The 24,855-nt window shown below is 55.1% G+C and carries 20 protein-coding genes; 13 read left to right on the plus strand and 7 right to left on the minus strand.

Annotation, left to right across the window (positions count from 1 at the left end; translation table 11 throughout):
- Positions 1-2 precede the first annotated feature (2 nt).
- From pqqC to pqqF, 4 genes are read left to right on the plus strand one after another with little or no spacing between them, the layout of a single operon-like run.
- The gene (gene pqqC, locus ABD035_RS04590; protein ID WP_343868038.1) at positions 3-758 is read left to right on the plus strand and encodes a pyrroloquinoline-quinone synthase PqqC; all 756 of its coding nucleotides are present in this window, start codon (positions 3-5) and stop codon (positions 756-758) included.
- Positions 759-760: 2 nt separating this feature from the next.
- Entirely contained in the window at positions 761-1,042 is a 282-nt protein-coding gene (gene pqqD, locus ABD035_RS04595; protein WP_343868040.1) for a pyrroloquinoline quinone biosynthesis peptide chaperone PqqD, read from the plus strand.
- Positions 1,029-2,168 carry a pyrroloquinoline quinone biosynthesis protein PqqE gene (gene pqqE, locus ABD035_RS04600; protein WP_343868042.1) on the plus strand — a complete coding sequence of 380 codons (1,140 nt, stop codon included), beginning with the start codon at positions 1,029-1,031 and terminating at the stop codon, positions 2,166-2,168. The genes pqqD and pqqE overlap by 14 nt, the downstream gene beginning before the upstream one ends.
- 4 nt (positions 2,169-2,172) lie before the next feature.
- Positions 2,173-4,542 (plus strand): pyrroloquinoline quinone biosynthesis protein PqqF, encoded by a 2,370-nt coding sequence (gene pqqF, locus ABD035_RS04605; protein ID WP_343868044.1) that lies wholly within the window; start codon positions 2,173-2,175, stop codon positions 4,540-4,542.
- A 28-nt stretch (positions 4,543-4,570) separates the two neighbouring features.
- On the opposite strand, the gene dld is transcribed toward pqqF, so the two are convergent.
- The 3 genes from dld to ABD035_RS04620 form a co-directional block, all read right to left on the minus strand.
- The gene (gene dld / locus ABD035_RS04610; protein ID WP_343868046.1) at positions 4,571-6,268 is read right to left on the minus strand and encodes a D-lactate dehydrogenase; all 1,698 of its coding nucleotides are present in this window, start codon (positions 6,266-6,268) and stop codon (positions 4,571-4,573) included.
- 1,067 nt (positions 6,269-7,335) lie between these two features.
- Positions 7,336-7,980, minus strand: a complete 645-nt coding sequence (gene nfsB, locus ABD035_RS04615; RefSeq protein WP_212712794.1) for an oxygen-insensitive NAD(P)H nitroreductase — start codon at positions 7,978-7,980, stop codon at positions 7,336-7,338.
- A 136-nt stretch (positions 7,981-8,116) separates the two neighbouring features.
- The gene (locus tag ABD035_RS04620; protein WP_212712795.1) at positions 8,117-8,734 is read right to left on the minus strand and encodes a trimeric intracellular cation channel family protein; all 618 of its coding nucleotides are present in this window, start codon (positions 8,732-8,734) and stop codon (positions 8,117-8,119) included.
- A gap of 426 nt (positions 8,735-9,160) precedes the next feature.
- Between ABD035_RS04620 and kdoO the strand changes: the two genes are divergently transcribed.
- Positions 9,161-10,060: a Kdo hydroxylase KdoO gene (gene kdoO, locus ABD035_RS04625; protein WP_343868050.1), complete on the plus strand. Its 900-nt coding sequence runs from the start codon at positions 9,161-9,163 to the stop codon at positions 10,058-10,060.
- Positions 10,061-10,182: 122 nt separating this feature from the next.
- Positions 10,183-10,932 carry an acid phosphatase PhoC gene (phoC, locus tag ABD035_RS04630; RefSeq protein WP_343868052.1) on the plus strand — a complete coding sequence of 250 codons (750 nt, stop codon included), beginning with the start codon at positions 10,183-10,185 and terminating at the stop codon, positions 10,930-10,932.
- A 221-nt stretch (positions 10,933-11,153) separates the two neighbouring features.
- Here phoC and pmrB read toward each other — a convergent pair whose 3' ends face one another.
- On the minus strand, positions 11,154-12,257 hold the full coding sequence (pmrB, locus tag ABD035_RS04635) for a two-component system sensor histidine kinase PmrB (protein ID WP_343868228.1): 1,104 nt from the start codon (positions 12,255-12,257) through the stop codon (positions 11,154-11,156).
- The gene (gene pmrA, locus ABD035_RS04640) at positions 12,241-12,939 is read right to left on the minus strand and encodes a two-component system response regulator PmrA (RefSeq protein ID WP_212712798.1); all 699 of its coding nucleotides are present in this window, start codon (positions 12,937-12,939) and stop codon (positions 12,241-12,243) included. The genes pmrB and pmrA overlap by 17 nt, the downstream gene beginning before the upstream one ends.
- A gap of 637 nt (positions 12,940-13,576) precedes the next feature.
- Between pmrA and ABD035_RS04645 the strand changes: the two genes are divergently transcribed.
- A complete protein-coding gene (locus tag ABD035_RS04645) occupies positions 13,577-14,068 on the plus strand; it encodes a very short patch repair endonuclease (RefSeq protein ID WP_212712799.1) in 492 nt (163 codons plus the stop codon).
- A gap of 19 nt (positions 14,069-14,087) precedes the next feature.
- Here the strand turns inward: ABD035_RS04645 and ABD035_RS04650 are convergent, their stop codons facing one another.
- Positions 14,088-15,557: a catalase gene (locus tag ABD035_RS04650; protein WP_212712800.1), complete on the minus strand. Its 1,470-nt coding sequence runs from the start codon at positions 15,555-15,557 to the stop codon at positions 14,088-14,090.
- 228 nt (positions 15,558-15,785) lie between these two features.
- Here ABD035_RS04650 and ABD035_RS04655 point away from each other — a divergent pair, with 228 nt between their 5' ends.
- The 5 genes from ABD035_RS04655 to ABD035_RS04675 all read left to right on the plus strand — a co-directional run bounded on the left by ABD035_RS04655 (position 15,786) and on the right by ABD035_RS04675 (position 21,714).
- The gene (locus tag ABD035_RS04655) at positions 15,786-17,033 is read left to right on the plus strand and encodes an MFS transporter (RefSeq protein WP_343868055.1); all 1,248 of its coding nucleotides are present in this window, start codon (positions 15,786-15,788) and stop codon (positions 17,031-17,033) included.
- A 58-nt stretch (positions 17,034-17,091) separates the two neighbouring features.
- The gene (locus tag ABD035_RS04660) at positions 17,092-17,718 is read left to right on the plus strand and encodes a flavin reductase family protein (RefSeq protein ID WP_343868057.1); all 627 of its coding nucleotides are present in this window, start codon (positions 17,092-17,094) and stop codon (positions 17,716-17,718) included.
- 153 nt (positions 17,719-17,871) lie between these two features.
- Complete coding sequence (locus tag ABD035_RS04665) at positions 17,872-19,236, plus strand: NTP/NDP exchange transporter (RefSeq protein WP_343868059.1); 1,365 nt, start codon at positions 17,872-17,874, stop codon at positions 19,234-19,236.
- 341 nt (positions 19,237-19,577) lie between these two features.
- Positions 19,578-20,477, plus strand: a complete 900-nt coding sequence (locus tag ABD035_RS04670) for a GNAT family N-acetyltransferase (protein ID WP_343868061.1) — start codon at positions 19,578-19,580, stop codon at positions 20,475-20,477.
- A gap of 400 nt (positions 20,478-20,877) precedes the next feature.
- The gene (locus ABD035_RS04675; RefSeq protein WP_343868063.1) at positions 20,878-21,714 is read left to right on the plus strand and encodes an aldo/keto reductase; all 837 of its coding nucleotides are present in this window, start codon (positions 20,878-20,880) and stop codon (positions 21,712-21,714) included.
- Between the two features lie 37 nt (positions 21,715-21,751).
- Here ABD035_RS04675 and mqo read toward each other — a convergent pair whose 3' ends face one another.
- Positions 21,752-23,395, minus strand: coding sequence for a malate dehydrogenase (quinone) (mqo, locus tag ABD035_RS04680; protein WP_212712805.1), 1,644 nt, complete (start codon positions 23,393-23,395; stop codon positions 21,752-21,754).
- Positions 23,396-23,731: 336 nt separating this feature from the next.
- Here mqo and ABD035_RS04685 point away from each other — a divergent pair, with 336 nt between their 5' ends.
- Positions 23,732-24,649 carry a bestrophin family protein gene (locus ABD035_RS04685; RefSeq protein WP_343868230.1) on the plus strand — a complete coding sequence of 306 codons (918 nt, stop codon included), beginning with the start codon at positions 23,732-23,734 and terminating at the stop codon, positions 24,647-24,649.
- Positions 24,650-24,855: the final 206 nt, after the last annotated feature.

Consider the following 24,855-nt stretch of genomic DNA (forward strand, 5'->3'; position numbering starts at 1 on the left):
ACATGACGATAACCACCCCCCTGAGCAGGCAGGCTTTTGAACAGGCATTGCGGGACAAAGGTGCCTGTTACCATATTTATCACCCTTACCATATTGCCATGCACAACGGTCAGGCGACCCGTGAACAGATCCAGGGCTGGGTTGCGAACCGCTTCTATTATCAGACCAACATTCCGCTGAAAGATGCGGCAATTATGGCGAACTGTCCGGACCCGGCGACCCGGCGCAAGTGGGTGCAGCGTATTCTTGATCATGACGGTGCAGACGGCAGTGAAGGCGGAATCGAAGCCTGGTTACAGCTTGGCGAGGCGGTGGGGTTATCGCGTGAAGAATTACTGTCTGAAAAACATGTCTTACCCGGCGTGCGTTTCGCGGTGGATGCGTATGTGAATTTTGCCCGGCGCGCCAGCTGGGAAGAGGCCGCCTGCAGCTCTCTGACGGAACTGTTTGCTCCGCAAATTCACCAGTCCCGTCTGGACAGCTGGCCTCAGCACTATCCGTGGATCAAAGAGGAAGGTTACTTCTATTTCCGCAGCCGTCTGAGCCAGGCCCGCCGCGATGTTGAACACGGTTTGGCACTGGCGCTTGACCACTTTGACACCGCAGACAAACAGAACCGGATGCTGGAAATTCTGCAGTTCAAGCTGGATATTCTCTGGACGATGCTGGATGCCATGACCATGGCCTACAGCCTGCAACGCCCTCCTTATCATACCGTGACAGATCAGCCGGTCTGGCACACAACCCGACTGGTATAACCATGAGTTTTGAACAATCGGTGGTCATTTTCCGCCGCGGATATCGCATGCAATGGGAAGCCGCCCAGAATTGTCATGTCATTCTTTACCCGGAAGGTATGGCGAAACTGAATGAAACGGCAGCGATCATCCTGGAACAGGTGGACGGAAAGCGGACAGTGGCGCAGATCATCGACCTGCTGAACCAGCGTTTTCCGGAGGCAGGCGGCGTGGATGACGATGTGACCGATTTCCTGCAGGCGGCCGGTAAGCAGAAATGGATTATGTTCCATGACGCAAATTAATCCTGAGATTAAAGCCCCGCTCTGGCTACTGGCAGAGCTGACCTATCGCTGTCCGCTGCAGTGCCCGTACTGCTCGAACCCGCTCGACTTTGCCAGAGAGCAGTCTGAGCTGACCACGGAGCAGTGGCTGACCGTTTTTCGTCAGGCACGTGAGATGGGCAGTGTACAACTCGGTTTTTCCGGCGGAGAGCCTTTAGTCCGTAAAGACCTGCCGGAACTGATTGCCGGGGCGCGTGAGCTCGGGTTTTACACCAATCTGATCACTTCCGGGATCGGGCTGACCCGCAAAAAACTGGATACTTTTGCCGAAGCGGGGCTGGACCACATCCAGATCAGCTTTCAGGCCAGTGATGAAACGCTGAATGCCGCCCTGGCGGGCTCGGAAAAAGCCTTCCATCAGAAACTGGAAATGGCGAAAGCGATCAAAGCCCATGGCTATCCGATGGTGCTTAACTTTGTTCTGCACCGGCATAATATTGATCAGATCGACCGCATCATTGAGTTATGCATTCAGCTGGAAGCGGATGATGTTGAACTGGCCACCTGCCAGTTTTATGGCTGGGCCCAACTGAACCGCGAAGGGTTATTACCGACCCGGGATCAGATTGCGCGGGCGGAAGCGGTGGTAAAACGTTATCGCGAGAAGATGCAGGCCGACGGCAATCTGACCAATCTGTTATTTGTGACGCCGGACTACTATGAAGAACGTCCGAAAGGGTGCATGGGGGGCTGGGGCGCAATTTTTATGAACGTGACACCGGACGGCACTGCGTTACCCTGTCACAGCGCCCGTCAGTTACCGATAGAGTTTCCGTCGGTGCTGGATAACAGCTTGCAGCACATCTGGTATCAGTCCTTTGGCTTTAATCGCTACCGTGGCTATGACTGGATGCCGGAACCCTGCCGCTCCTGCGATGAAAAAGAGAAAGATTTCGGGGGTTGTCGCTGTCAGGCCTTTATGCTGACCGGTAACGCAGACAATGCGGACCCGGTGTGCAGTAAATCGCCTCACCACGATAAAATCCTGCAGGCGCGGCGTGAAGCCGATTGCAGTGATATTCGTGTCGCCCAACTGCAGTTCCGTAATCAGAAAAACTCGAAGGTGATCTTCACCTCCCGCGGGTAACCGGATGAGTGAGTCCACGTCGCTGCATTATCTCAGCAATGGTATGGCGGTTCAGCTGCAGCCGGTGGCTGACCTGTCGGCCGCGGCGGTCTGCCTGCGGGTGGACGCCGGCAGTCACCATGAACCTGACCGGTGGCCGGGTCTGGCGCATCTGCTGGAGCATTTACTGTTCCAGGGAGGGCAGCGTTTTCCCGGTCCGCAGCGGTTAATGCCCTGGGTGGCAGCCCGCCAGGGACGGGTAAATGCCACCACGGAAGCCTGCAGGACGCTCTATTATTTTGATGTCCGATCCGAAGAACTGAGTGAAGGTATCGCCCGGTTACTGGATATGGCATTACTACCGGAATTCTCTGCTGACGCGATCCGCCGCGAAATTCCGGTTATCGATGCGGAATATGGCATGCTGAGTCGCCATACACCGACCCTGATCACTGCCTTACTGGCGACCGGTATCCATCAGCCGCCGGCGTTCCGTCGTTTTGTGGCCGGTAACCGGCAGAGCCTGGACGGTGACCTTCCCGCCCTGCGCGAGGCGTTACTGGCTTTCCATCGGCAATATTACTCTCCCGGTCGTCTCTGCCTGATCATCCGTGCACCGCTGTCGCTGGCTGACCTGTCCGCAGCCCTGAGTCAGGCTCTCTCACAGACCGGGTCCCACCAGCTGATGCCGCTGACGGCCCACCGCTCGCTACCGTTACCCGACAGGGCCCCGGTGCCGGTGAACGAACGGCAGACTTCAGGGGTGTTATATATGGCCGGAGAAGGTCAGCACTGTCTGAGCTATCTGCTGGCCGACCCGGACAGCCGGCTGCGTGCCGCGGTCCCTTTATTACAGGTGTTGCTGAGTGATGCGGCGCCAGGGTCCTTTATCGATGCCGGGCGCAGACAGGGGCTATGTCATCACGCCTCTGCGGAGGTGGTGAGCGCAGCCCCGGGCTATCTGTGGCTATTGATCCGGCTGACGCGACCCGCAGGGCCGGCACGCCCGGCCGGCCGATTCAGTCGTCTGTTCCGTCACTGGCTGACGCAAATTCGTCATCTCAGTGCGGATCGGCAGGCTCATTACCTCCGGCTGGCCCGGCAGGATTTTCTGCGTCTTAGCCCGATGGAACAGGTGAGAAAGGTTGCCAGCGGGGAGGTCGTTGCCGGGGAACCCGACAGCGCGGCACTGGCAGAGGCCATGCTTAGTGCGTCCCCCTGTGAATTACAGACTGAACCGTCTGATGGCGGGCAGACCCTGACGGCCCGGGGCTTCCTGTGCCGGTGGTCGCCGGCCCCGGAGAGCGAAGACGGTTCCCCTGAGTCTGTACCGGCTTTTGTTTTCTATCCGCAAACCGCAAGTCCGGCCGGGGCCCGTTGGCTGCCGGAAGCGACTCCGCTTCCCCCGGCCACCGTTCCGCGCTGCTTTCGTTCAGAAACGGCTGGCCCGGAGGCGGGGATCATCCTCCGGCCTCTGCGCGGCAGCACTCTGACCGGGGGGCAATTATCACAGCTCAGATACAGTCTGCATCCCTGGATAAGCCGCGTCAGGCATGCCGGAGGCGAGGCCAGTGTGGCACTGCACCAGGGCGTCCCGCAGATCAGGATGATGCTACCGGTTGCCGGGGAGGCTCTGGAACTTATCCGGCTGTTGTGCTCGCTCTGGCCGGATCTTTCTGCGGCAGGAATCGCTGAAGACTCGACACAGGAGATCCTGATCCGTCGTTTACTGGCAGAGTTTCCGCAGCGACTGGCCGTCACACAGCAAACCCCCGTCTGGTCCTGTATTATCCGTTGTCAGGAGGACGCACTTTTTTCGCGGATCAGCCACTCGCTGCAACAGACACTGCTGCTGCAACGGCAGCAGCCTGCTCTGCCCCTCCTGGCGGGGGAAGCACGCCATCTGCCGGTATCGGACGGGGATAATGCGGTGCTTTACTTCCTGCCTCTGGGTAGCGATGATCCTCAGGCGTTGGTGGCCGCCCAACGGCTGGGAGCCATTTATCAGCCTGCGTTTTATCACTGGTTACGGGAAGAGCTCTCGGCAGGGTATGTGGTTTCCTGCCGTTTTGAACAGTTTGCGGATCGTCAGGGGATCCTTTGTGCATTGCAATCGCCACGTTATGATTGCGCGCAACTGATCGCATGGTGCCGTCAGTTTTTTGGCCGTGTCCGTGAGCAAATCATGCAGATGACCGACGGTGACGGGCTGCCAGCAGAAGCGTCCGTCAGTAGCCTGCCGCCAGACGCGCTGGCCAGCGAATTGCAGAATCAGATGGCCGGGGGGCTGCGACCGGCATTAGAGGAACCCATATCTGTGTGGCAACTGCAACAGTTACACCGGCGCTGGGAAGACGCCGTGGGCCGGGCGGTGATCCTGAGTTGCGGCCGGTAGCCCCGGCCGCAGGCAAAACCGGCAGCGGTTACTGACCCCAGAATTTTTTACGACTGGTTTTACCGATCCCCGGGTTGCAGGTATTGGTAGGATCAAGTTTACGCCAGTGCTGCTCATGTTCACAGGATGCCTGATACAGATGCCCGACATTGTGCTCGGCAGGGTATCGCGCGCCGCGCTGTTCCAGATACTCCATCACCTCCTGTTTAAATTGCTTCGCATCCACACCGGCTTTCAGAACGTAATCCTGGTGGTTCACAAAACAGAAGAAATGCCCGCAACAGGAGTCCGCCTGGACCTGTGCCGCGAGATGAGGCGGCAGGTGGATCCGCCACTGGTCATCATTACGACGCAGAGCCACATCAAAGGCAATCAATCGCTGATTAGTATCATAGCCGAGGTAGTCACAGTAAGAGATGGTACAGCCACCCACCGCAAAACGGATCAGAAAGGCGTCGGCAGCTTCCCGGTCATCGCACAGGAAATATTCCCCCGGACGCTGGCTGAAATACTCTTCGAGTAATGCCGTCAGTTGTTCCGCCTGACGGGCTTCGATTTTAATCATCAGATGATGCACAAAGCGCCGGCGGTAATCCATGATACGTGGCGCGATAAACGAGGGGGTCACCTGGTTAAAGCCCTGAATCAGTTTATCGGTGAAATTGTGCGGCAGAAAACGGGCATGCCTGATACGCACATCCCAGCGCGCTTTATTAGCCATTAACCCGGGGATCGCCTGCGGCCCCAGTTTACGGATCGCCAGATACATGTGTTTTGCGTAACGCAGCGTCAGGTCAAACGCGCCGGCATGAATATATTCCGCCTGTAAGGGCAGTTCATCCATTTTTTCCAGCAGGAAGCGGCGTAAACCGATCAGTTCGCTTTCATCATTGCTGCCGATATAAAAGGTCCGGGTGGCTTCGCTGGCGGCAAAGGTCGGTAACCGTGCGGCGAAGACGACCACTTTACCGGCGCATCCGGCACTGTCATACAGATAGCGTTTGTCGCCGTTGAATCTGGCCGGAGACGCCGCCTGTGTATCGCGCAGTTGTTCTGAATAATCATCCGCCCAGATTTTGCCTTGCCAGTCGGCAGCATCGCCGGTCGTGTACTCACGTGTTTCCAGCGCATGGATCATTTTTTCCGGGGTCTCCCCCAGTTCGATGCCCAGATGGTTGACCAGCTCAAGGCGCCCGTCATCGGTAATGCGTGCAAACAGCGATTTTTCGGTAAATGCCGGGCCACGGCGGATCAGCGAGCCGCCGGAGTTGTTACATAAACCGCCAATGACAGAAGCACCGATGCAGGAAGAACCGATCACCGAGTGGGGTTCGCGCTGCAGAGGCTTCAGGGTGTCTTCCAGCTCGGTGAGGGTCGTGCCCGGGAAGGCAATGACCTGCTGGTGATCATCAATGACCTGAACCCCGGTCAGCAGACGGGTGCTGATAATGACAATATCGCGGTCGTAATCATTGCCATCCGGCGTGGAGCCTCCGGTGACGCCGGTGTTTGAGGCCTGCATCAGAATGATCACATCTTCGGCCACACAAACTTCTAACAATTGCCAGAGCTGTAACAGCGTCTGTGGCAGTACTACGGCCAGGGCTTCACCCTGACCGACACGGAATCCTTTGGTGTAAAAGGCTTTGTCGTCTTCACTCAGTAAAACCTGTTTTTCTCCCGCGATTTCGTGCAGCTTGCGGGTCAGCTCCTGACGGTTATTCATCTATCCTTTCTGCCTTTATTTTTCATTCTGTTTCAAGCCTACAGCCGGATTGAGGTGAGACTGGCCGGTTACATCAGGTGTGATATTTTCTGCGATCTGCAGTGCGATAACTTACCGGCTTACAGGTATATAAAAGCGCGTTTTTCACTGGCTGGAAAGGGGCAAAATAAAAAAAACTTATTACGCTCAGTCGATAATCAGGCTTTACTGAAGATGACAGTATTTTATGTTGTTTATCGGTCACCATTAAACAAACTGTTAACATTGCTGAGGGCGGATCCTTTAACCCCGGCATCCGGGAGAACCTATGACCGGGAAGCGGGGGCAGAACCTCCTGAAGAGGGTGAATGGCCGGTAAAGGGAGAGCAGCGCGCCGGACGCGGGGATAAACTCAGTCGGCGGGCGGGTCATCACCGGATACCATCGACGTCAGGCCTCCGCTTACAGGGGGGACGCGGAGGCCGGTACGGGCGGAATTCCTGCCGAAGATTTGGCAGCGTGTGGACAGGTTCCGCAGCTTATAACTTCGGTCAACAGGGCAACAGGGAAATATAGCTGCATAGTGGCGACGGTATAACGGTTATCAGGGACGACCAGTGAAGAGAAATACCGGCAACAGCCGCGCGGGAGGAACAGGCGTTAATGTAAGGCTGGCCAGCCAGCCACCTGGCAATCCGGGGCAGTGTACGCCAGCGGGAACAGACTGCCTTCCGGCCAGAGCTTTGGCGCATCCGAAGAGGCGACGCAGAGCAGTGTATCAGTTAATAAGTCAATTTTACGGGGGACGGTTTAACGGTTATCAGGGACGACCTGGCAAGAGAAATACAGGTAACAGCCGCACGGGAGGAACAGGCGCTAAGTAAGGCAGGGCAGTCAGCCACCAGTCAACAGGTCAATATTGCGGGCGACGGTTTAACGGTTATCAGGGACGACCAGTGAAGGGAAATACCGGCAACAGCCGCACGGGAGGAACAGGCGCTAATATAAGGCAGGGCAGCCAGTCAGGGGGGTGCAGTATATAAGTCGGGTATTCAGGCCGCCACCTGAGGGCAGGGAGCGGCGGGCAATTACAGACGCGTGATCACCGTTTCTTCACTTAAACGTGATTTTGGCAACGACGCATTAAAGTCTTTCTCACTGTTATGGCCGATAGCGACCACGGCCAGACTGTGCAGCCCTTTTTCTTTCAGTCCCAGGCGTTCATCCAGCAGTGCAGGATCAATACCTTCGATCGGTGTGGCGTTCAGCCCCATCGCTGCGGCACCCAGCAGCAGGAACCCCATAGAGATATAGGTCTGCCGTTCCATCCAGTGACGAAGGTCGTCCTCAGACCCGCCATACGCGGCGATATAATTGCGACGTCCTTTATCGTTGGCGTTTTTGCTTTCTTCATCCTTAAAGCGCCCATCCGCAGCTTCCTGCTGCTGTACATTGCTGAATTGCGCATCATCCAGAGTGTCTTTGCTGGTGAAAACAACGACCATCGCCGAATCGCGCACTTTTGCCGCGTTAAAATCACGGATCCCAGGAAGGATTGTCTCTTTGCCTTCATCGCTGGTGATGGCAAAAAAGTGCCATGGCTGCAGGTTCAGGGATGACGGGCTGTAACGCAGGATATCCAGTAATTCCTGTTCCTGCTGTGCGGTCAGCTTGCGGGAAGCATCGTAGGCTTTGGTAGTAAAACGTTGTTTAACGACTTCAACAATAGACATAATAATCGCCTCAGAAAACAGTCAGTATTCAGTAATTATCTTAATTCGGAGGCTGTTACAGTAACATCCGGACCCGGCGACAACCAGCCCGAAACGGACCGGTCGCATTTAGGGTTAAATGTGGCATGACCGGCGGTCAGAAATACTTATTCGCGATAGTTTTCAGCGTAATATTGTATTTTAGCGAGACCATCCGGATCAGGGTGCAGACAAATATCGACAGCAAAATACTGTAGCGTTCCGGGATAATGTTGGCCGACCCCAGCAGTTCAATGGCTGCCCCAATCATTGCCGCACTGGCATAGATCTCTTTCGTGAAGATCACCGGCGTCTTACCGACCAGAACATCCCGCAGGCAACCGCCGCCCACCGCGCTGACACAGCCTAACAGAATCGAAAGTTGTACGCTGTGGGTATAAAGCCAGGTCTTATTGGCCCCGAATGCCGCGAAAAATCCCAGACCAAGCGCATCGAAAAACAGTGATGGTTTCCCGAACGAGAAAACCAGTTTCTGGAAGAAGGAGAGGGAGGCGATCGCCAGAACGATGCAAAAAAAGTACTCAATATTTACAAGCCCGGGCGGGGGGGTGGCACCGAGACAAATATCCCTGATACAGCCGCCGCCAATGGCGGTGACACTCGATAGTGCAAAAACGCCGAATAAGTCGAAACGGTGTCTGACGCCGACAATGGCGCCACTCAGGGCAAAGACAAAGGTCCCGAACAGGTCGATAAAGTGTAAAAATAAGTCCATAAATTCCCGACGTTACTGCACGACAATGGTTAAAAGCACGCCTGACTGAAGCCTGATGACGTCCGCCCGGTTTGTCAGACGCAGGAACAATAAATGTTTCAGCGGCATTGCGCAAATGCTTTCCCCGGTAATCACCGGCAAAGGGCAGCACCTGTGGCCTGAGCCTTCCTGTCGGCAGAAACATTGACCGTGCGGGGGCCGGGATATCCACGGGGAACCGCTGAAGGTCAGTGGCGACAGAACGCACAGGGCGGTTGAACCCGGTCCGGACGGAATGGGGGGCCGCCAGTACGATGCAGGGCGGTGTAAGATGGCGACGGGGCTGTCTCTTTTGTACGATAGATGCGCTTCATCACGTTCATGATTCTCATATTGAGTAAACTCAACTACGCTTCGCAATATAATGCGTCAACAAGGGAGTCAGTGATGCAGCCAGAAAGCCTGCGTTCGGAGGAGTTATTTTTTACGGTACCCCTTACCGGCTGGTCCGGGGGAGAACCGTTCAGCCAGTCTGCATTAACAGCGCTGGAACAGGGACAGATTATCAGCCTGCCGGGACTGGAGTTTCCGCTGAATGCGAAAGAGATGCGCTGCCTTAATGAAGGCACCGTGAAAAAAGGGCGTAAAAATATCAGTTACCGCGCGCTCAGCGGAAAGATAACCGGCGTTGCACATCCTCAGGACGAAGATCTGATCCGCAGTTTGTTACAACGTCACCATCAGGCCTGTGAGACCCTGGTCCGAAGTCTGTTGCCGCATTACACGGGGGCATTGCACACCCCCGTCAATACCCTGAGAGTGCATCCCGTTACGGCCTGGAAAAAGGGGAGTTCCTGGCGAAAGGATGATACCCGCCTGCACGTGGATGCGTTTCCCTCCCGGCCGATGCAGGGCGAACGAATATTACGTATTTTTACTAACATTAATCCGCACGGAGAATCCAGAGTCTGGCGGATCGGGGAACCGTTTACCGCCGTAGCAACCCGTTTTCTGCCGAAAACCGGTCACTATTCTCCGTGGCTGTGCGCCCTCCAACACAAACTAGGGATTACCAAACGGTATCGCACCCGTTATGACCACCTGATGCTGGGCTTACATGATGCCATGAAGTCGGATGCGGAATATCAGTTGTCCGGCCTGCAACTGGAGGTGCGCTTTCCGCCCGGCAGCAGCTGGATTTGTTTCTCTGATCAGACACCGCATGCCGCTATGTCGGGACAGTTTATGCTGGAACAGACTTATGCACTGCCCGCAGAGGCGATGGCGGACCCGCAACGCTCCCCGCTGAAAATACTGGAAAAACTGACAGGGGCACGGCTGCTCTGATCCCCGCCTTCCTGCCCGTCGCTGCCGGCGGGGAAAGCCTGAACTGTGATCGGTGCAGGAGTTAATCGAAATGTGACATGGTAACGTCGTTAACTCCCACCGTTTCTTACAGGATGTTCCCTATGGGTAAAAAACTTCCAGCGTTACTGGTCTCGGCATGGCTGCTGAGCGGGACTCTACAGGCCGCCATCCCGGCTGGCGATGATGCCACCACCCGGCCTGAACTCTACTATCTGACGAACAGTCAGGCGATTGACAGTCTGGCCTTACTGCCGCCGCCGCCCGCCCCCGGCAGCCTGATGTTTCTCAACGATCAGGCGATGTATGAACAGGGCCGGCTGTTACGCGAGACGCCACGGGGTAAACTGGCCGCCGAAGATGCGAACCTCAGCAGTGGCGGGGTTGCCACGGCATTCTCCGGGGCATTTGGTCGTGAAATCAGTGCCACAGCCACCCCGCAGCTGTATAAATTACTCACCAATATGATTGAGGATGCCGGTGATCTGGCGACGCGGTCAGCAAAACAACACTATATGCGCATCCGTCCGTTTGCTTTTTATCAGGTAGCGACCTGTAATACGCGTCAGCAGGCAGAGCTGGCGTCTAACGGCTCTTATCCTTCCGGACATACGGCCATCGGCTGGGCAACCGCACTGGTTCTGGCCGAAATCAACCCTGCGCGACAGAATGAGATCCTGAAACGCGGGTATGAACTCGGACAGAGTCGGGTAATTTGCGGGTATCACTGGCAGAGTGATGTAGATGCGGCAAGGCTGGTGGGGGCAGCGGTGGTGGCAACGCTGCATACGTCGCCGCAGTTTGCGGCTCAGTTACAAAAAGCGAAGGCTGAATCCGGCGGCCCTCAGGCCTGACCGGACTGCGTTCACTCTGTTCGCTGCAGGCAGGGTCATCGCCGGTGATTTTTTCACCGGCTTAATATTAATTTAATCATTGCCTGAAATACTCTGCTGACACCCCCTGACAGGAGAGTAATGATGGAGAATAAAGCGGCTTTTTCCGCAAGTGAACTCAGTGTGACCTTGCTCAGTCTGTGTACCGTGGCGCTCTTTCTGCTGGTCTGGTTTACCAGTTTCTAAGCCGTTGTGTCTCCGCTTAACGGATAAATGACCGAGGCCCGGCAGCCCTGACGATCTGTCCGGTTAGTCAGGGTAAAACGGGCATGATGCAGCTGGCAGATACGGCTGACAATACTCAGACCCAGGCCACTGCCTCCGAAGCGGCTATCCATTCGCACAAATGCCCGGCTCAGTTCACTGGCCCGGGTTTCATCAATACCTGGCCCTTCATCTTCCACCGCCAGCTCAACCCCCGGTTTTCCTTCTTCTGTGACAGCAGGCTGCAGACTGATGCTCAGGGTACTGTGTTCCGGACTGTAACGATGGGCATTTTCGGTCAGGTTGCGCACAATCAATTGCAGTAGCGTCGGGTCGCCCTGCACGCTGAAATCACGGTCCCCGTCCGGCAGGATCAGTTGCTGGTGGCGTAATTTAATCATGGTCAGCAGACTGTCCCGTAACGGAAAAATTACGGATTTACGCAGTAACACCGGCTGGTCATGGCCTTCCGTCAGGGACTGACTGATCCGCGCCAGTTGCAATAACTGCGACACGCTACTGGTCATCTGATCCAGCCTCAGGATCAGCGAAGACATATCCAGTTTGTGCTGGCGGGCCATCAGTTCCAGATGGAGACGTAGCCCCGCTAATGGCGTGCGTAGCTCATGGGCCACGTCAGCGGTGAATAACCGTTCCCGGTTCAGGGTATCGGTCAGACGGGCGACCATATCATTAATCGCATGGGTGACGGCGTCAATTTCGGTGATCCTGCTGTGGAATTCCAGCGGCCCGGCAGAAGACCCGGAGCGTTTCTCCAGTTGCAGACAGAGATCAGACAGGGGCTGAGTGATCCGTCGCACCGCCTGCCAGCAGAGCACCAGTGCCAGACTGATCATCACAACACTGGGGATCGCCAGGCTGGCCAGTGCTTCATGGATCTCTTTGTCCACATGCCATTGCTCATTCTGGTGGCTCAGTACACCTTTCACCAGTAAATCTATCTGCTCTTTGCTTTCATGCCATAGCCACAGCACGCTGATGGCCTGACAAAACAACAATATCGAGCCTACGGTGATCAGCAGCCGGCGACGTAACGTGGTCGTTTTAGGCGATATGTTCAGGGTGCGGCTCCTCAGGACGGTTTTTATTCTTCATCAGGACATAGCCAAATCCACGCAGAGTCCGGATCGATGACCGGCCGATTTTCTTGCGCAGATTATGGATATGCACCTCCAGGGTGTTAGTGGCAGGCTCGCTGTCCCAGTTATAGATATCGTTATACAGGACTTCACGATGCACCGGCATGCCAGCCTTCATCATCAACCGGGACAGTAACGCGTACTCCTTCGGGGTCAGCTCCAGACGTTCGCCCTCACGGAACACCTGACGATAGGTGACATCCAGCACCAGATCATTCACGATCAGACGATTATCGCTCTGATTATTATGCCGGCGGATCAACGCACGGATACGTGCCGTCAGTTCCTCCAGCGCAAAAGGTTTAATCAGGTAGTCATCGGCACCGCTGTCAAGTCCGGAGATCCTGTCACTCAGCGTGTCGCGGGCAGTAAGCACCAGCACCGGTAATGCCATTTTTTCGCGTCTCAGGCGTAACAACAGTTGTAAGCCGTCTTCATCCGGTAAGCCAAGATCGAGGATCATCAGGCTGTATTGCGACGTTTTCAGGCTGTGTTCCGCACTCCGGGCGCTGCTGACACCATCACAGGTATAGCCTTCCTGTTGCATGGCCTGCATCAGTCCCTCAAGCAGCAGGGTATCGTCTTCGACAATCAGTATTTTCATCCGTGGCTCCGGCAGAAGGCCGCCCGGCACGGCCAGTGTGGAGGGGATCTCCTGTCAAACCGACCGGACAGTGTCCCTGGCGGGCGCTTCTGCATATCTGTGTTGTTAATAACCCTTTTACTGAAGGGTTTACTGATACGCTGACCCCGTCACCCCCTGTAAATGCGGTGATATCAGCAGATCGCTTGTCATTCGGGACGAGGGGCGCTCGGCGTCTCCGGGGCCCCGTATTCATCCGGCCATTGACGCTGACCGGTCAGCAATGCTGTTATGGATCTTTCCGTCCGTGGATGGTCAGCCTGCGACGATGCCTGGCGGTCAGCAGAGGGCTGTGTTACCGCCGCAGGGCAGAATCCGGCCCCCGGGCCTGATATCGCAGGTTCAGCCGCTGCAAACCCGGCGTCGCAGGAGAAGGCGCGGAGAGTTCCGCCGGTAAGAGGCCGGGCAGGTATCTGTCAGCATAAATAATGTCGCTGTCAGTGCCGCGCCCGCGGGCTTACCGGCCACGACCCCGAACAACGCGGCTATTGTGCGGGGGAAGTATTAAGGAAACCTTAAGCTGATGTTACTTAGTCATCAGTGATGGCCGACAGTTCACTGCCGCTAGCCGCAGTTTGCCGTCAACAGAGGAGTGAAGATGGCCGATGTCCATAACCGTGAGACCCGCAGCAAAAACATGCGGGCTATTCGACACTGTAATACCGGTATCGAACAGCGTTTACAGCAGTTACTGACAGAACTGGGGCTGGAAGCGCGGCTGCAAGCCCGGGATCTGCCGGGCCGGCCTGATTTTGTGCTGGACAGGGCGCGGAAGGTAATTTTCACCCACGGGTGTTTCTGGCATCAGCATCATTGCCACTTGTTTAAACCCCCGGCAACCCGCACGGATTTCTGGCTGGCGAAAATCGGCCGCAATCTGCAACGGGATAAAGAAAATCTGCTGGCGCTGCAGCAGCAGGGCTGGAAGGTACTGATCATCTGGGAATGTGCCCTTAAAGGCAAAACGCAATTGCCGGCGACCGCACTGGCGGAGCGACTGGAAGAGTGGATCTGTGCCGGTGAGTCTTCGGCAGAAATTGATCAGTTCGGGATCCGATGGCTGGAGATTGCGGAAAATCCGGCGACCTAGCCGCCGGACTTGTGGGAGACTACGATTTTTTCTGAGCCGCCGCCACACTGCTGGCAATACGGTCACCGATACTCTGATCGATCTTCCGCCAGTAGTCGAACACCCGGGACAGTACCGGCTCACGGACGCCATTCAGCAGGTGACCGGTGACATTATTGACCAGACGGTCACGGGCCGCATCATCCATGACCCGGGTGACCAGCGCATTGGCCTGTCCGAAATCATCATCTTCAGCGTGTAATGAATAAGGCTGACGCACCAGTGCGCCCTGGGTTTCCCAGGAGGAGTCGGTGGGGTAACGTTCGCCGTCAGCGACCGATCCGCCTTTCGAATTCGGGGCATACACCGGGTCGCTGACCGGATTGATACGCATTGCACCATCTTTACTGTAGCTGTTAACCGGCGATTGCGGGGCATTGACCGGAATTTGCTTATAATTCACCCCCAGGCGCGCACGGTGGGCATCCGCGTAGGCGAACACCCGGCCCAGCAACATTTTATCCGGACTCAGACCGATACCCGGTACCAGGTTATTCGGCTCAAACGCGGCCTGTTCGATTTGCGCGTGGTTATCGGTCGGGTTCTTGTTCAGGGTGAGTTTACCCACTTTAATCAGCGGGTAGTCGCTGTGTGGCCAGACCTTCGTCAGGTCGAACGGATTGAAACGGTAGTTTTCCGCATCTGCGAACGGCATTATCTGCATATACAGCGTCCATTGCGGAAATTCACCGTTATCAATGGCGTTGTACAGATCCCGGACGTGGAAATCACCGTCAGCCCCGGCCTGTTTATCCGCCTCGTCCTGAGTCAGGCATTCCACGCCCTGATCGGTTTTGAAGTGATATTTTACCCAGAATTTCTCACCTTCAGCGTTGACCCACATATAGGTATGGCTGGAGTAGCCGTTCATGTGGCGCCAGCTTTTCGGGATCCCGCGGTCACCCATCAGCCAGGCGACCTGATGCGCCGATTCCGGGGACAGCGTCCAGAAATCCCACTGCATATCGTTATCACGCAGGTTGTTGTCCGCACGGCGTTTCTGGGAGCGGATGAAATGCTGGAATTTCATCGGGTCACGGATGAAGAACACCGGCGTGTTGTTGCCCACCAGATCATAGTTTCCTTCGGTGGTATAAAACTTCATGGCAAAGCCGCGCGGGTCACGCCAGGTGTCCGGACTGCCGCGTTCGCCCGCGACGGTGGAGAAGCGCATCAGGACGTCGGTTTTTACCCCTGGCTGAAACAGGGCGGCACGGGTGTAACGGCTGACATCTTCGGTCACTTCAAAATGACCAAAGGCACCGCTCCCTTTAGCATGTGGTTGCCGTTCAGGGATACGTTCGCGGTTAAAGTTCGCCATCTGTTCGATGAGATAGTGATCATGGAGAACCAGCGGGCCATCGGGGCCGACAGACAACGAGTGTTCGTTACTGGCTACCGGTACGCCCCCATCGGTGGTGGTTATTTTTGGTTTATTATCATTGCTCATGCCTTTCTCCTTGATAAATACTGGGTTTAATTCCGCACCCGATAAAGCATAGCTGATAATTATCATTACGCCGGGAGAATCCCTTCCTGCAGAAAAATGCCGTGCCCGCAGGGGATTCTCGGGAGGGCGGAGGTCTTATGACCGCTGTTCATCACATTGGCTTGCCCGCAGGAATCAGTTATGCTGGCGGCCTAATAATAACGCTACTCATTTTTCCGGAGCACACTTATGGACTCTTCTTCCGGGGAGCCTTCATCGCGCATTTTTCATCACACGGGGTTTCGAGCCTATGTGACGGCACAGACCTGTTCCTCACTCAGTTTTCAGATAATCTCACTCGCCGTCAGCTGGCAGCTGTATTCGATGACGCACAGTGCATTTATGCTGGGCATGATAGGGCTGATGCAATTCGTCCCTTCGGTGCTGCTGGCCTTACCGGCCGGTCATCTCGCCGATCAGTACAACCGAAAGTCGCTGATCCTCGGGGGGCAAAGTGTCGAGTTCCTGGCGGCTATCGGTCTGATCCTGATGTCATTTCTGATGCCCGGCAGTGCCGTGCTGCTGCTGTCGCTGGTATTTATCTTTTCGCTGGCCCGGGCGTTTGAAGGCCCGTCGATGACCTCGCTGTTACCGGCTCTGTTACCCGCCAGTGTGCTGTCAAAAGGCATGGCAACCAACCAGGTGTTTCGCGAGGCGATGGTGATTGCCGGGCCGATGGCCGGAGGGCTGTTATACGTGGTTTCCCCGGCGCTGGCCTATGGCACGGCGGCGGTCTGTTATCTGATTTCGTTACTGGTCATGATGCGGCTGAAATACCAGCATGAACCGCTCAAACCGTTACCGATGACCCTTCGTAACCTGTTCGCCGGGCTGGATTTTATCGTTAAACGTAAAGATGTTCTCGGGGTAATATCGCTGGATTTATTCGCGGTACTGCTGGGGGGAGTTACCGCATTGCTGCCGGTATTTGCCCATGACGTTCTGCACACCGGGGCCTGGGGACTGGGCGCGCTGCGTGCGGCACCCTCCGTCGGTGCGCTGGTGACCGGGATCTGGGTCAGCCGCAACAGCTTTCACCGGCATACTGGTCTGATAATGTTTGGCTGTGTCGCCGGTTTTGGGGTGGCTACCGTGGTCTTCGCGTTATCCCATAATGTGGTTCTGTCGCTGCTGGCACTGGTTGCGCTGGGCGGCTTTGATATGGTCAGCATGGTGATCCGCGGCGCAATGGTCCAGCTGGATACCCCGGACGCCATGCGCGGACGGGTGAATGCGGTGAATTCCATCTTTATTAACACGTCGAATCAGCTGGGTGAATTTGAGACCGGCGTACTGGCCAGTGCCATCGGGGCCGTATCGGCGTCGGTGATCGGTGGAGTGGGAACACTGGTGGTGGTTGGGCTATGGATGGTGATGTTCCCGCAGCTACGCCGTCGTCAGCAACTTTCACACAGTGAAATGACAGAGAATGTCTGAACCTATGCCGGGTGCTGTAGGCCCGGTATTCTATTGTACCGGCTAATCAGGAGGGCCTGTGACAAAAGAACATTATACATACCAGCCCCGTCAGGGGCACTGTCTGCCACATGATCCCTTAAATGCGATTATCGGCCCGCGGCCAATCGGCTGGATAAGTTCCCATGACGGGCAGGGAAATCATAACCTTGCCCCGTACAGCTTTTTTAACTGTTTCAATTATTCGCCACCGGTGATTGGCTTTGCCAGCAGCGGCTGGAAAGACAGTGTGGCCAATATCACCCGTACCGGAGAATTTGTCTGGAACCTGGTGACACGGCCGTTGGCGGAAGCGATGAATGCCAGTTCGGCCGCACTGGCGCCGGAGGGTGATGAATTTACCTATGCCGGACTAAAAACACTGCCTTCTGTCGAGGTTGCGGCCTGCCGTGTCGCGGAGAGCCCGGTCCATTTCGAATGCCGTCTCACGCAATGTCTGCGGCTGCAGGATGCGGACGGTCGTGAACTGGACAGCTGGCTGGTGCTCGGTGAAGTGGTGCGTATTCATATCGATCCCCGTTTACTGACCGATGGTGTCTATCAGACCAGTCAGGCACAGCCGGTGTTGCGTGCCGGCGGACCTTCAGCCTATTACGGGATCAGCGACGAACAGCGGTTTGATCTGTTCCGGCCACAAGTCCCGTGAGCCGCGTGACCATCCCCTGAGCGCTGCGTCACCGGCGGTGAATTGGAATTTCCGCCGGTTTGACGCTATACCTGTAGACTCAGGCGCGCATTGAGTCGTGGAGAATGCTTTCTGCATGGCTGAGTGCATCATTCACTGGAGTCAGGAGAATGCATGCAACATCAACCGCAAGGGGCGACAGGTGCCCTGCATCCGTTAATTCGAAAACTCATGCATACCGCAGGTGTTCGCAGAGAAGAAGTCTCGCTGCTGCTCTGGAGTATGCTGTATATTTTCTGTGTATTATCGGCATACTATGTGATCCGTCCGATACGCGATACGCTGGGTATTGACGGGGGAGTGAATAATCTGCAATGGTTGTTCGCCGCCACCCTGGTTGTCATGATCCTGCTGACCCTGCCATTCTCGGCGTTATCTTCCAGGCTTCCCCGACGGCGTTTTATTCCCTGGGTCTACCGGTTTTTTATCGTCCACCTGCTTATTTTTGCCGCACTGATGATTTATCTGCCCCGCGGCGATCATCGCTGGCTGGGACGGGTATTTTTTGTCTGGGTCTCTGTCTTTAATCTCTATGTGGTGTCGGTCTTCTGGTCGCTGGTGGCCGATATCTTTACCCGTGAACGTGCCAGCCGGTTATTTTCGCTGATGGCTGCGGGGGCCACCCTGGGGGCGGTGATAGGTTCGTTGCTGACCACCACGCTGGTCCGCTGGCTGAATATGAGCGGACTTTTTCTGCTCTCAGCCGTGTTGCTTGAAGTCGCGGTCTTCTGTGTCCGTCAGTTGAATACGCAGGTGCGGAAAAATCCCCTGTCTGACACAGAAGATCCCGATAGGGCAGCGGCTCAGGCGGATGACGGCCCGGTGAAGGGCGGTATTTTCGACGGCATATCGGCCATTGCCCGCTCCGGTTATCTGCTGAACATTTGTCTGTATATGTTGCTTTTTTCTATTACCTCCACCTTTGTCTATTTCCGTCAGGCGGATCTGGTGCATCAGATCTTCAAAAGTGATGAGAGCCGCACCACCTTTTTTGCCGCCAGTGATCTGTCGGTCAATATTCTGACACTGGTCAGCCAGTTACTGATCACCGGCCGCCTGCTCAGTCGCTACGGGACCCGGCGGGTCCTGGCGATCCTGCCGCTGGTCACGCTGGCCGGATTCCTGATGCTGAGTGTCTGGCCGACGCTGGCGGGCCTGTTTATTTTCGCTGTACTGCGTCGGGCAGGGAACTTTGCCTTTGCACGCCCGGCCCGGGAAGTCCTGTTTACCGTGCTTTCGCGGGAAAAAAAGTATAAGGCGAAAAATGTCACTGACACCGTCGTCTACCGCGCCGGCGATCAGGCCGGCGCCTGGAGCTGGACGGCAATGAATGCGGTAGGTCTGAGCGGCAGCCTGATCGCCTGGCTGGCGATCCCGCTTTCTTTATTGTGGCTTATCAACAGCCTGTGGCTGGGGAAAAAACAGAAACTACTGGAAAATAATCAACAACCGGGACGACCCCCGGTATCAGGAGGGTAATCATGCATACAGTGGCGCTGAATGGTCAGCAGCTTCCTGCCGTCGGCATGGGATAACCTTTTGTCAAGGGTCATCCTGAGCCGTCGCCTCCATACAACAGGAGAATGCAACAAGCGTAGCCAGTTTCTTTTTTTCGGGTAAGCGCTGTTGTTTTGGCCGTTGAGGCACGACGTGGCAGGGCTGCAATGCGGGTATCCGAAACTGGCGTCATTGCTGGTAATGTCACGCCCGGGTTACGTATTGTCGTTTCTCTGCACGCCCCGGAGCTGAAAGAAAAGACGTTATCAACCCCATTCTTTCTATAAAACAGGCATCCCCGTGGAAATAAAAGGAATAAGTTAATGCTTGATTATATGGTTGAGCAGTTCAGCTGGCTGCCTGTTGACTCCGGGTTACTCAGGAACGGCATGAAAGACTATATTGATGAACAGCTTCTCTGGTGCGAGGACAGCAATTTTTCATCAAACTTCCCTTTCCGGGAGACCGGGCTGCCTCAGGATTTTTTTCTCCAGAAAATCGTTTCCTGCGACGGTAATGACTACCTCACCGGACCACGATACAGAGGCGGCGATTTGAATAAGCCGTTCATTGATCTGGTCGCCAGCTCTGCTCCTCTGACCCGGCGGGCTATGGCCTCAATATTGGATGTATGGCATCCCATAGGCGCACATTCAGTCCGCGTTCTCCGGCCCGTGTCTGAGGATACGCGTGGCTGTGCCGATCAGTTTTTCTATGTCGGCAAAAGCATGCATGAAAAAAATGAAGCGGCTACCAGCGTCCAGACTGTCCGCATTGAGCGGGCCTGCCTGCAGTCAGTTGAATGGTGCCTTCAGGCTCTGGAACTGGCTTATGCCGGGACGTATTCCCGCTATCCTTTTCTGAAGGATAAGGTGTTTCCTGCAGATGAAGAAGACATTCGCGATGCCATTCAGGATGGAGGCCTGTTCATCATAGTTTATGAGGGGGCGCGTGCCGGTTTTATCATCTGTGAGAACGGACGCCGGGCTTTTGTATCCGGACTGTGGATCACCGAAGAGATTGTTATTCCGCGCTTTCGCGGAAAGCACGTTGCGGGTGCCGCACAACAGGCCTTACTTTCCTTTCTCAGCATACACCGCGCACCGGCATTGCTATGGGGAACCATTGAAAGTAGTAACTATCCTTCAATACGAGCCGCTGAGCGTGCCGGGAGAAAGCGGGTGATGGAGTATGCTTTTCTGGGGGGGAATGTGCATGATTAAGAGCTTCAGGCATCTTACACTATGTTTTTTCAGATTGTTGGCTACACGCGGTTTTTGCCTTTATCTGGTTTTTTTCCTTTTATCTGCTGATACCGTCCTGCTTTTTCTTTTGCTTGTCTTTAATGTTGAAAAAATACAGGTCGCTGCGATAAGGAGAAGTTCACTGCGCGAGTTGATTAGGGATGGGAAGGCCCTGCACCGGAATTAACTGGCCTTTACTCTGTGCAGAGCCCCGTCAACGGGCTGACAGGGAATATTCCTTGGGCACATGAGGGCTTGCCGGGATTGGTGTTATCGGTGTGCAAGCGGACCCCGTCAACAGCCTGTGGCTGGGGAAAAAACAGAAATTACTGGAAAATAATCAACAACCGGGATGACCCCCGGTATCAGGAGGGTAATCATGCATACAGTGGCGCTGAATGGTCAGCAGCTTCCTGCCGTCGGCATGGGAAGCTGGCGTCTGGGGCAGGGACGCCATGCCCGTCAGCAGGAAGCCGACGCATTACGTTTCGGGTTATCTCAGGGGATTAGGGTGATCGATACCGCCGAAATGTACGGAGACGGCCAGTCTGAAACCCTGATCGGCGAAGCACTGAAGGGGATCCGTGAGCAGGCATGGCTGGTATCCAAGGTTTATCCGTGGAATGCCTCACGCGGTACAATGCAGAAAGCCTGCGAGGATTCACTGCGCCGGCTGCAGACAGATTATCTTGATCTTTACCTGCTGCACTGGTCATCGGAACATCCGCTGGAAGAAATTATCGAGGGGTTCGAACGGCTGAAAGTGCAGGGTAAAATCGGGGCCTGGGGGGTATCCAACTTCGATACCCGCGCCATGCAGCAGCTCTGGCAGACGCCGGGAGGGGATCAGTGTGCGGTGAATCAGATTTTCTATAACCCGGCCGCCCGTGGGGTGGAATATTCATTGCTCCCCTGGAGCGCCGGACACGGGGTCACCGTGATGGGCTACTCGCCGCTCGGCGGGCATGGCAGTGAATTACTGCACGACCCGGTCGTGCAGGCATTGGCGGAGAAGTATCAGACCGGAAGTGCGGATATTTTGCTGCGCTGGGCTATCCGGCAGGGGAATATGCTGGTGATCCCTGAGTCCGGCAGTACTGAACATACCGCCATCAATGCTGCTGCCTTAACAGGCGAACTGACGGACACTGATCTGCAATTACTGGAGAGACGCTTCCCTGCGCCACAGCGGGAAACCCCGCTGGAAATCCGTTAATCAACGCTCTGCATCGCGGTTTAGCGGTGCAGGGCCCCTATAGAGCCATATCCTGTTGCGGACTGGCCGTGTGTTCTGCTGACGGGGTCGATGTCTGCGCGGCGGCTGGGGCGGCGATCACCGGCGGTTTGGTCAGTTGTAACGTCTGAGCCGTTTCATCCCACACCTGCTGAGTCAGCGCCACATCACCGTTCAGCTTACGGCCATAGCTCGGTACAATGGCACGGATTTTCTGCTGCCATTCCGGCGTCTTCACTTTATCGCTGAACAGCTTTTCGATCACATTTAAGGTGATCGGTGCGGCTGTTGACGCCCCCGGAGAAGCCCCGAGCAGCGCGGCCAGCGTATTCTGCTGATCGGTGACGATCTCGGTGCCCAGTTTCAGCACGCCGCCTTTACTGGCATCTTTCTTCACGATCTGCACCCGCTGACCGGCCTGCCACAGACGCCAGTCTGACGGTTTCGCGTCAGGGTAGTACTCTTTCAGCGCGGCAAAACGGTCTTCATCAGACAGCATGACCTGGCCTATCAGATATTTCACCAGATCGAAGTTATCAATCCCCACATGCGCCATTGGCATGAAATTGTGAACAGTGGTCGCATTCAGCAGATCAAACAGCGAACCGTTCTTCAGATATTTGGTCGAGAAGGTCGCGAAGGGCCCGAACAGGACCACTTTTTTACCGTCCAGATTGCGGGCATCCAGATGCGGTACGGACATCGGTGGCGCACCGACCGAGGCCTGGCCATACACTTTCACCGGATGATGTTCGGTAATGGCTGGGTTTTCTGTCACCAGGAAAGAGCCGCCGACCGGGAAACCGCCATAGTTTTCTGCTTCCGGAATTTTCGTCTGCTGCAATAACTTCAGTGAGGCCCCGCCCGCACCGATAAAGACATAGCGGGCATCAATTTCATGGGTCGTATTGGTTTTACGATCATTGACGGTCACATGCCAGGAATTATCGGCATTACGTGAGAAGCCGGTCACTTCAGTAGAGAGTTCCAGACTGAAATTAGGCTGTTTTTTCAGGCTGCTAACCAGCTGACGGGTAATCTCTCCGTAGTTGACATCGGTCCCCAGCGGTGTCCAGGTGGCGGCCACTTTTTGCGCAGGGTCGCGGCCTTCGATGATTAACGGCGCCCACTGACGGATCTGATTCTGGTCGGTAGAAAATTTCATTCCCTGGAACAGGGTACTGGTCTGCAGGGCCTCATAGCGTTTATGCAGATAATCCACATTGGTGTCGCCCCAGACAAAGCTCATATGCGGCGTGGAGTTTATAAAGGAATGCGGGTTATTCAGTACCCCTTGTCTGACCAGGGAAGACCAGTATTGTCTTGAAATCATGAAGGATTCATTGATTTCCAGTGCCTTACTGATATCGATGCTACCGTCAGCACGTTGCGGCGTATAGTTCAGCTCCATATTTGCAGAATGGCCGGTACCGGCATTGTTCCAGCCATTCGACGATTCTTCGGCCACACCGTCCAGTCGTTCCACCATGATCTGCTGCCAGTCCGGTTGCAGTTCATGCAACCAGGTCCCCAGCGAAGCACTCATGATGCCGCCACCTATCAGCAAGACATCGGTTTTTTCGGTGGCTGCGGCCACACTTTGGCTGAAGGTGGCCGCGGATAACAGGGTAAGACTGAAAGCAATTTTCTTTGAATACATCATAATACGCCTGGTCATTGGTAAAAACTGGCCGAAGTGTAACGCCAAATGTGATCAAATGTGAATGGTTTTGTGTAATAATATTGAATTAAATCTGTTAGTTAATTGTGGGGTAACTGACAACTTATTGATTTTATTATTAAATATACCAGGCATTAAAATGGAAAGGCAGGTAAATATTTAACATGTGTAATGCCGGGCGGCCTGAATGTAACAGTAAGTGATTAAATACTATGCCGCAGCGGGGGGTAGCGTGCGGGGAGAGGGATGGCAATTTCTGAGGTCAGACTTGAGAATTATTGTATAATCGTCAGACCGCTAACCACCGCCGACATCCGCATGATTATCCGAAAACCTCAGCACTGGTTTATCCGCTTATTTGACTGGCATGGTTCAGTCCTTTCAAAGATCTCGTTCCGTCTGAGCCTGAATGTACTGATGTCCCTGCTGGCCTTACTGAGCCTGCCCTGGTATGAGAGTTTGAACGTGCGACTGACTACGGCACCGTTCAGCCTGCTGGGCATAGCCATCGCGATCTTCCTGGGCTTTCGCAACAATGCGAGTTATGCCCGCTTTCTGGAAGCTCGTTTACTCTGGGGTACACTGCTGATTAACAGCCGTATTATGTTACGTCAGCTTCATTCCCTGTTACCGGCCAATGCCCCGGAATTAATCAGCTTTTCTCAATTATTATCGGCCTATGCGTATGCGCTGAAGCATCAGCTCAGGGGCAACGACCCGGGACCGGATTTACAACGTCTGCTGCCGCAAGCGGTTTTTCAGCAGGTGATCCGTAGTCCTTTTCCCGCCAACCGGGTATTGCTGTGTCTGGGGGAGTCACTCGGGAAAATGCGTCGTGAAGGGAAACTGTCAGATATTCTGTTCGCTGAACTGGACAAGCCGTTGCGTAAACTCGAGAGCATACTTGGGGGATGTGAACGGCTGGATAACACCCCGATCCCGTTTGCCTATACGCTGATCCTGCACCGCACCGTCTATCTTTTCTGTACCCTGTTACCGTTCTCGCTGGTGACAGAATTGCATTATATGACCATTCTGGTGTCGGCATTTATTTCCTATACTTTTCTTTCACTGGAGTCGCTGGCCGAAGAACTGGAACGGCCGTTCGGCACAGCCTCTAATCAGTTACCGCTGGATGCGATCTGTCTGACCATTGAGCGCCATATGCTGGAAATGAACGACCTGTCGCCTTTGCCCCCGGCGTTACAGCCGGACCGGCATTTTAAACTGACCTGATCGGTACGTGCAGAAGCTGACGGCTGATCGATACTCTGTACTGGCTCAGCAGGCCAGTTTTTATGCCGCGCTGAGTGGTGACCTGAGCTGATAGCGGGGTGCATCTCCGTCCGGGGAACCTGCGGCCTGGCGGGGATGCTATTCGTTATGGGCCAACAGCCCACCGGGTTTATTTTTTACAACGCTCATTACGTTAATACTGATGA

The sequence above is a fragment of the Tatumella terrea genome (assembly GCF_039523755.1).
GTDB classification, from domain to species: domain Bacteria; phylum Pseudomonadota; class Gammaproteobacteria; order Enterobacterales; family Enterobacteriaceae; genus Tatumella; species Tatumella terrea.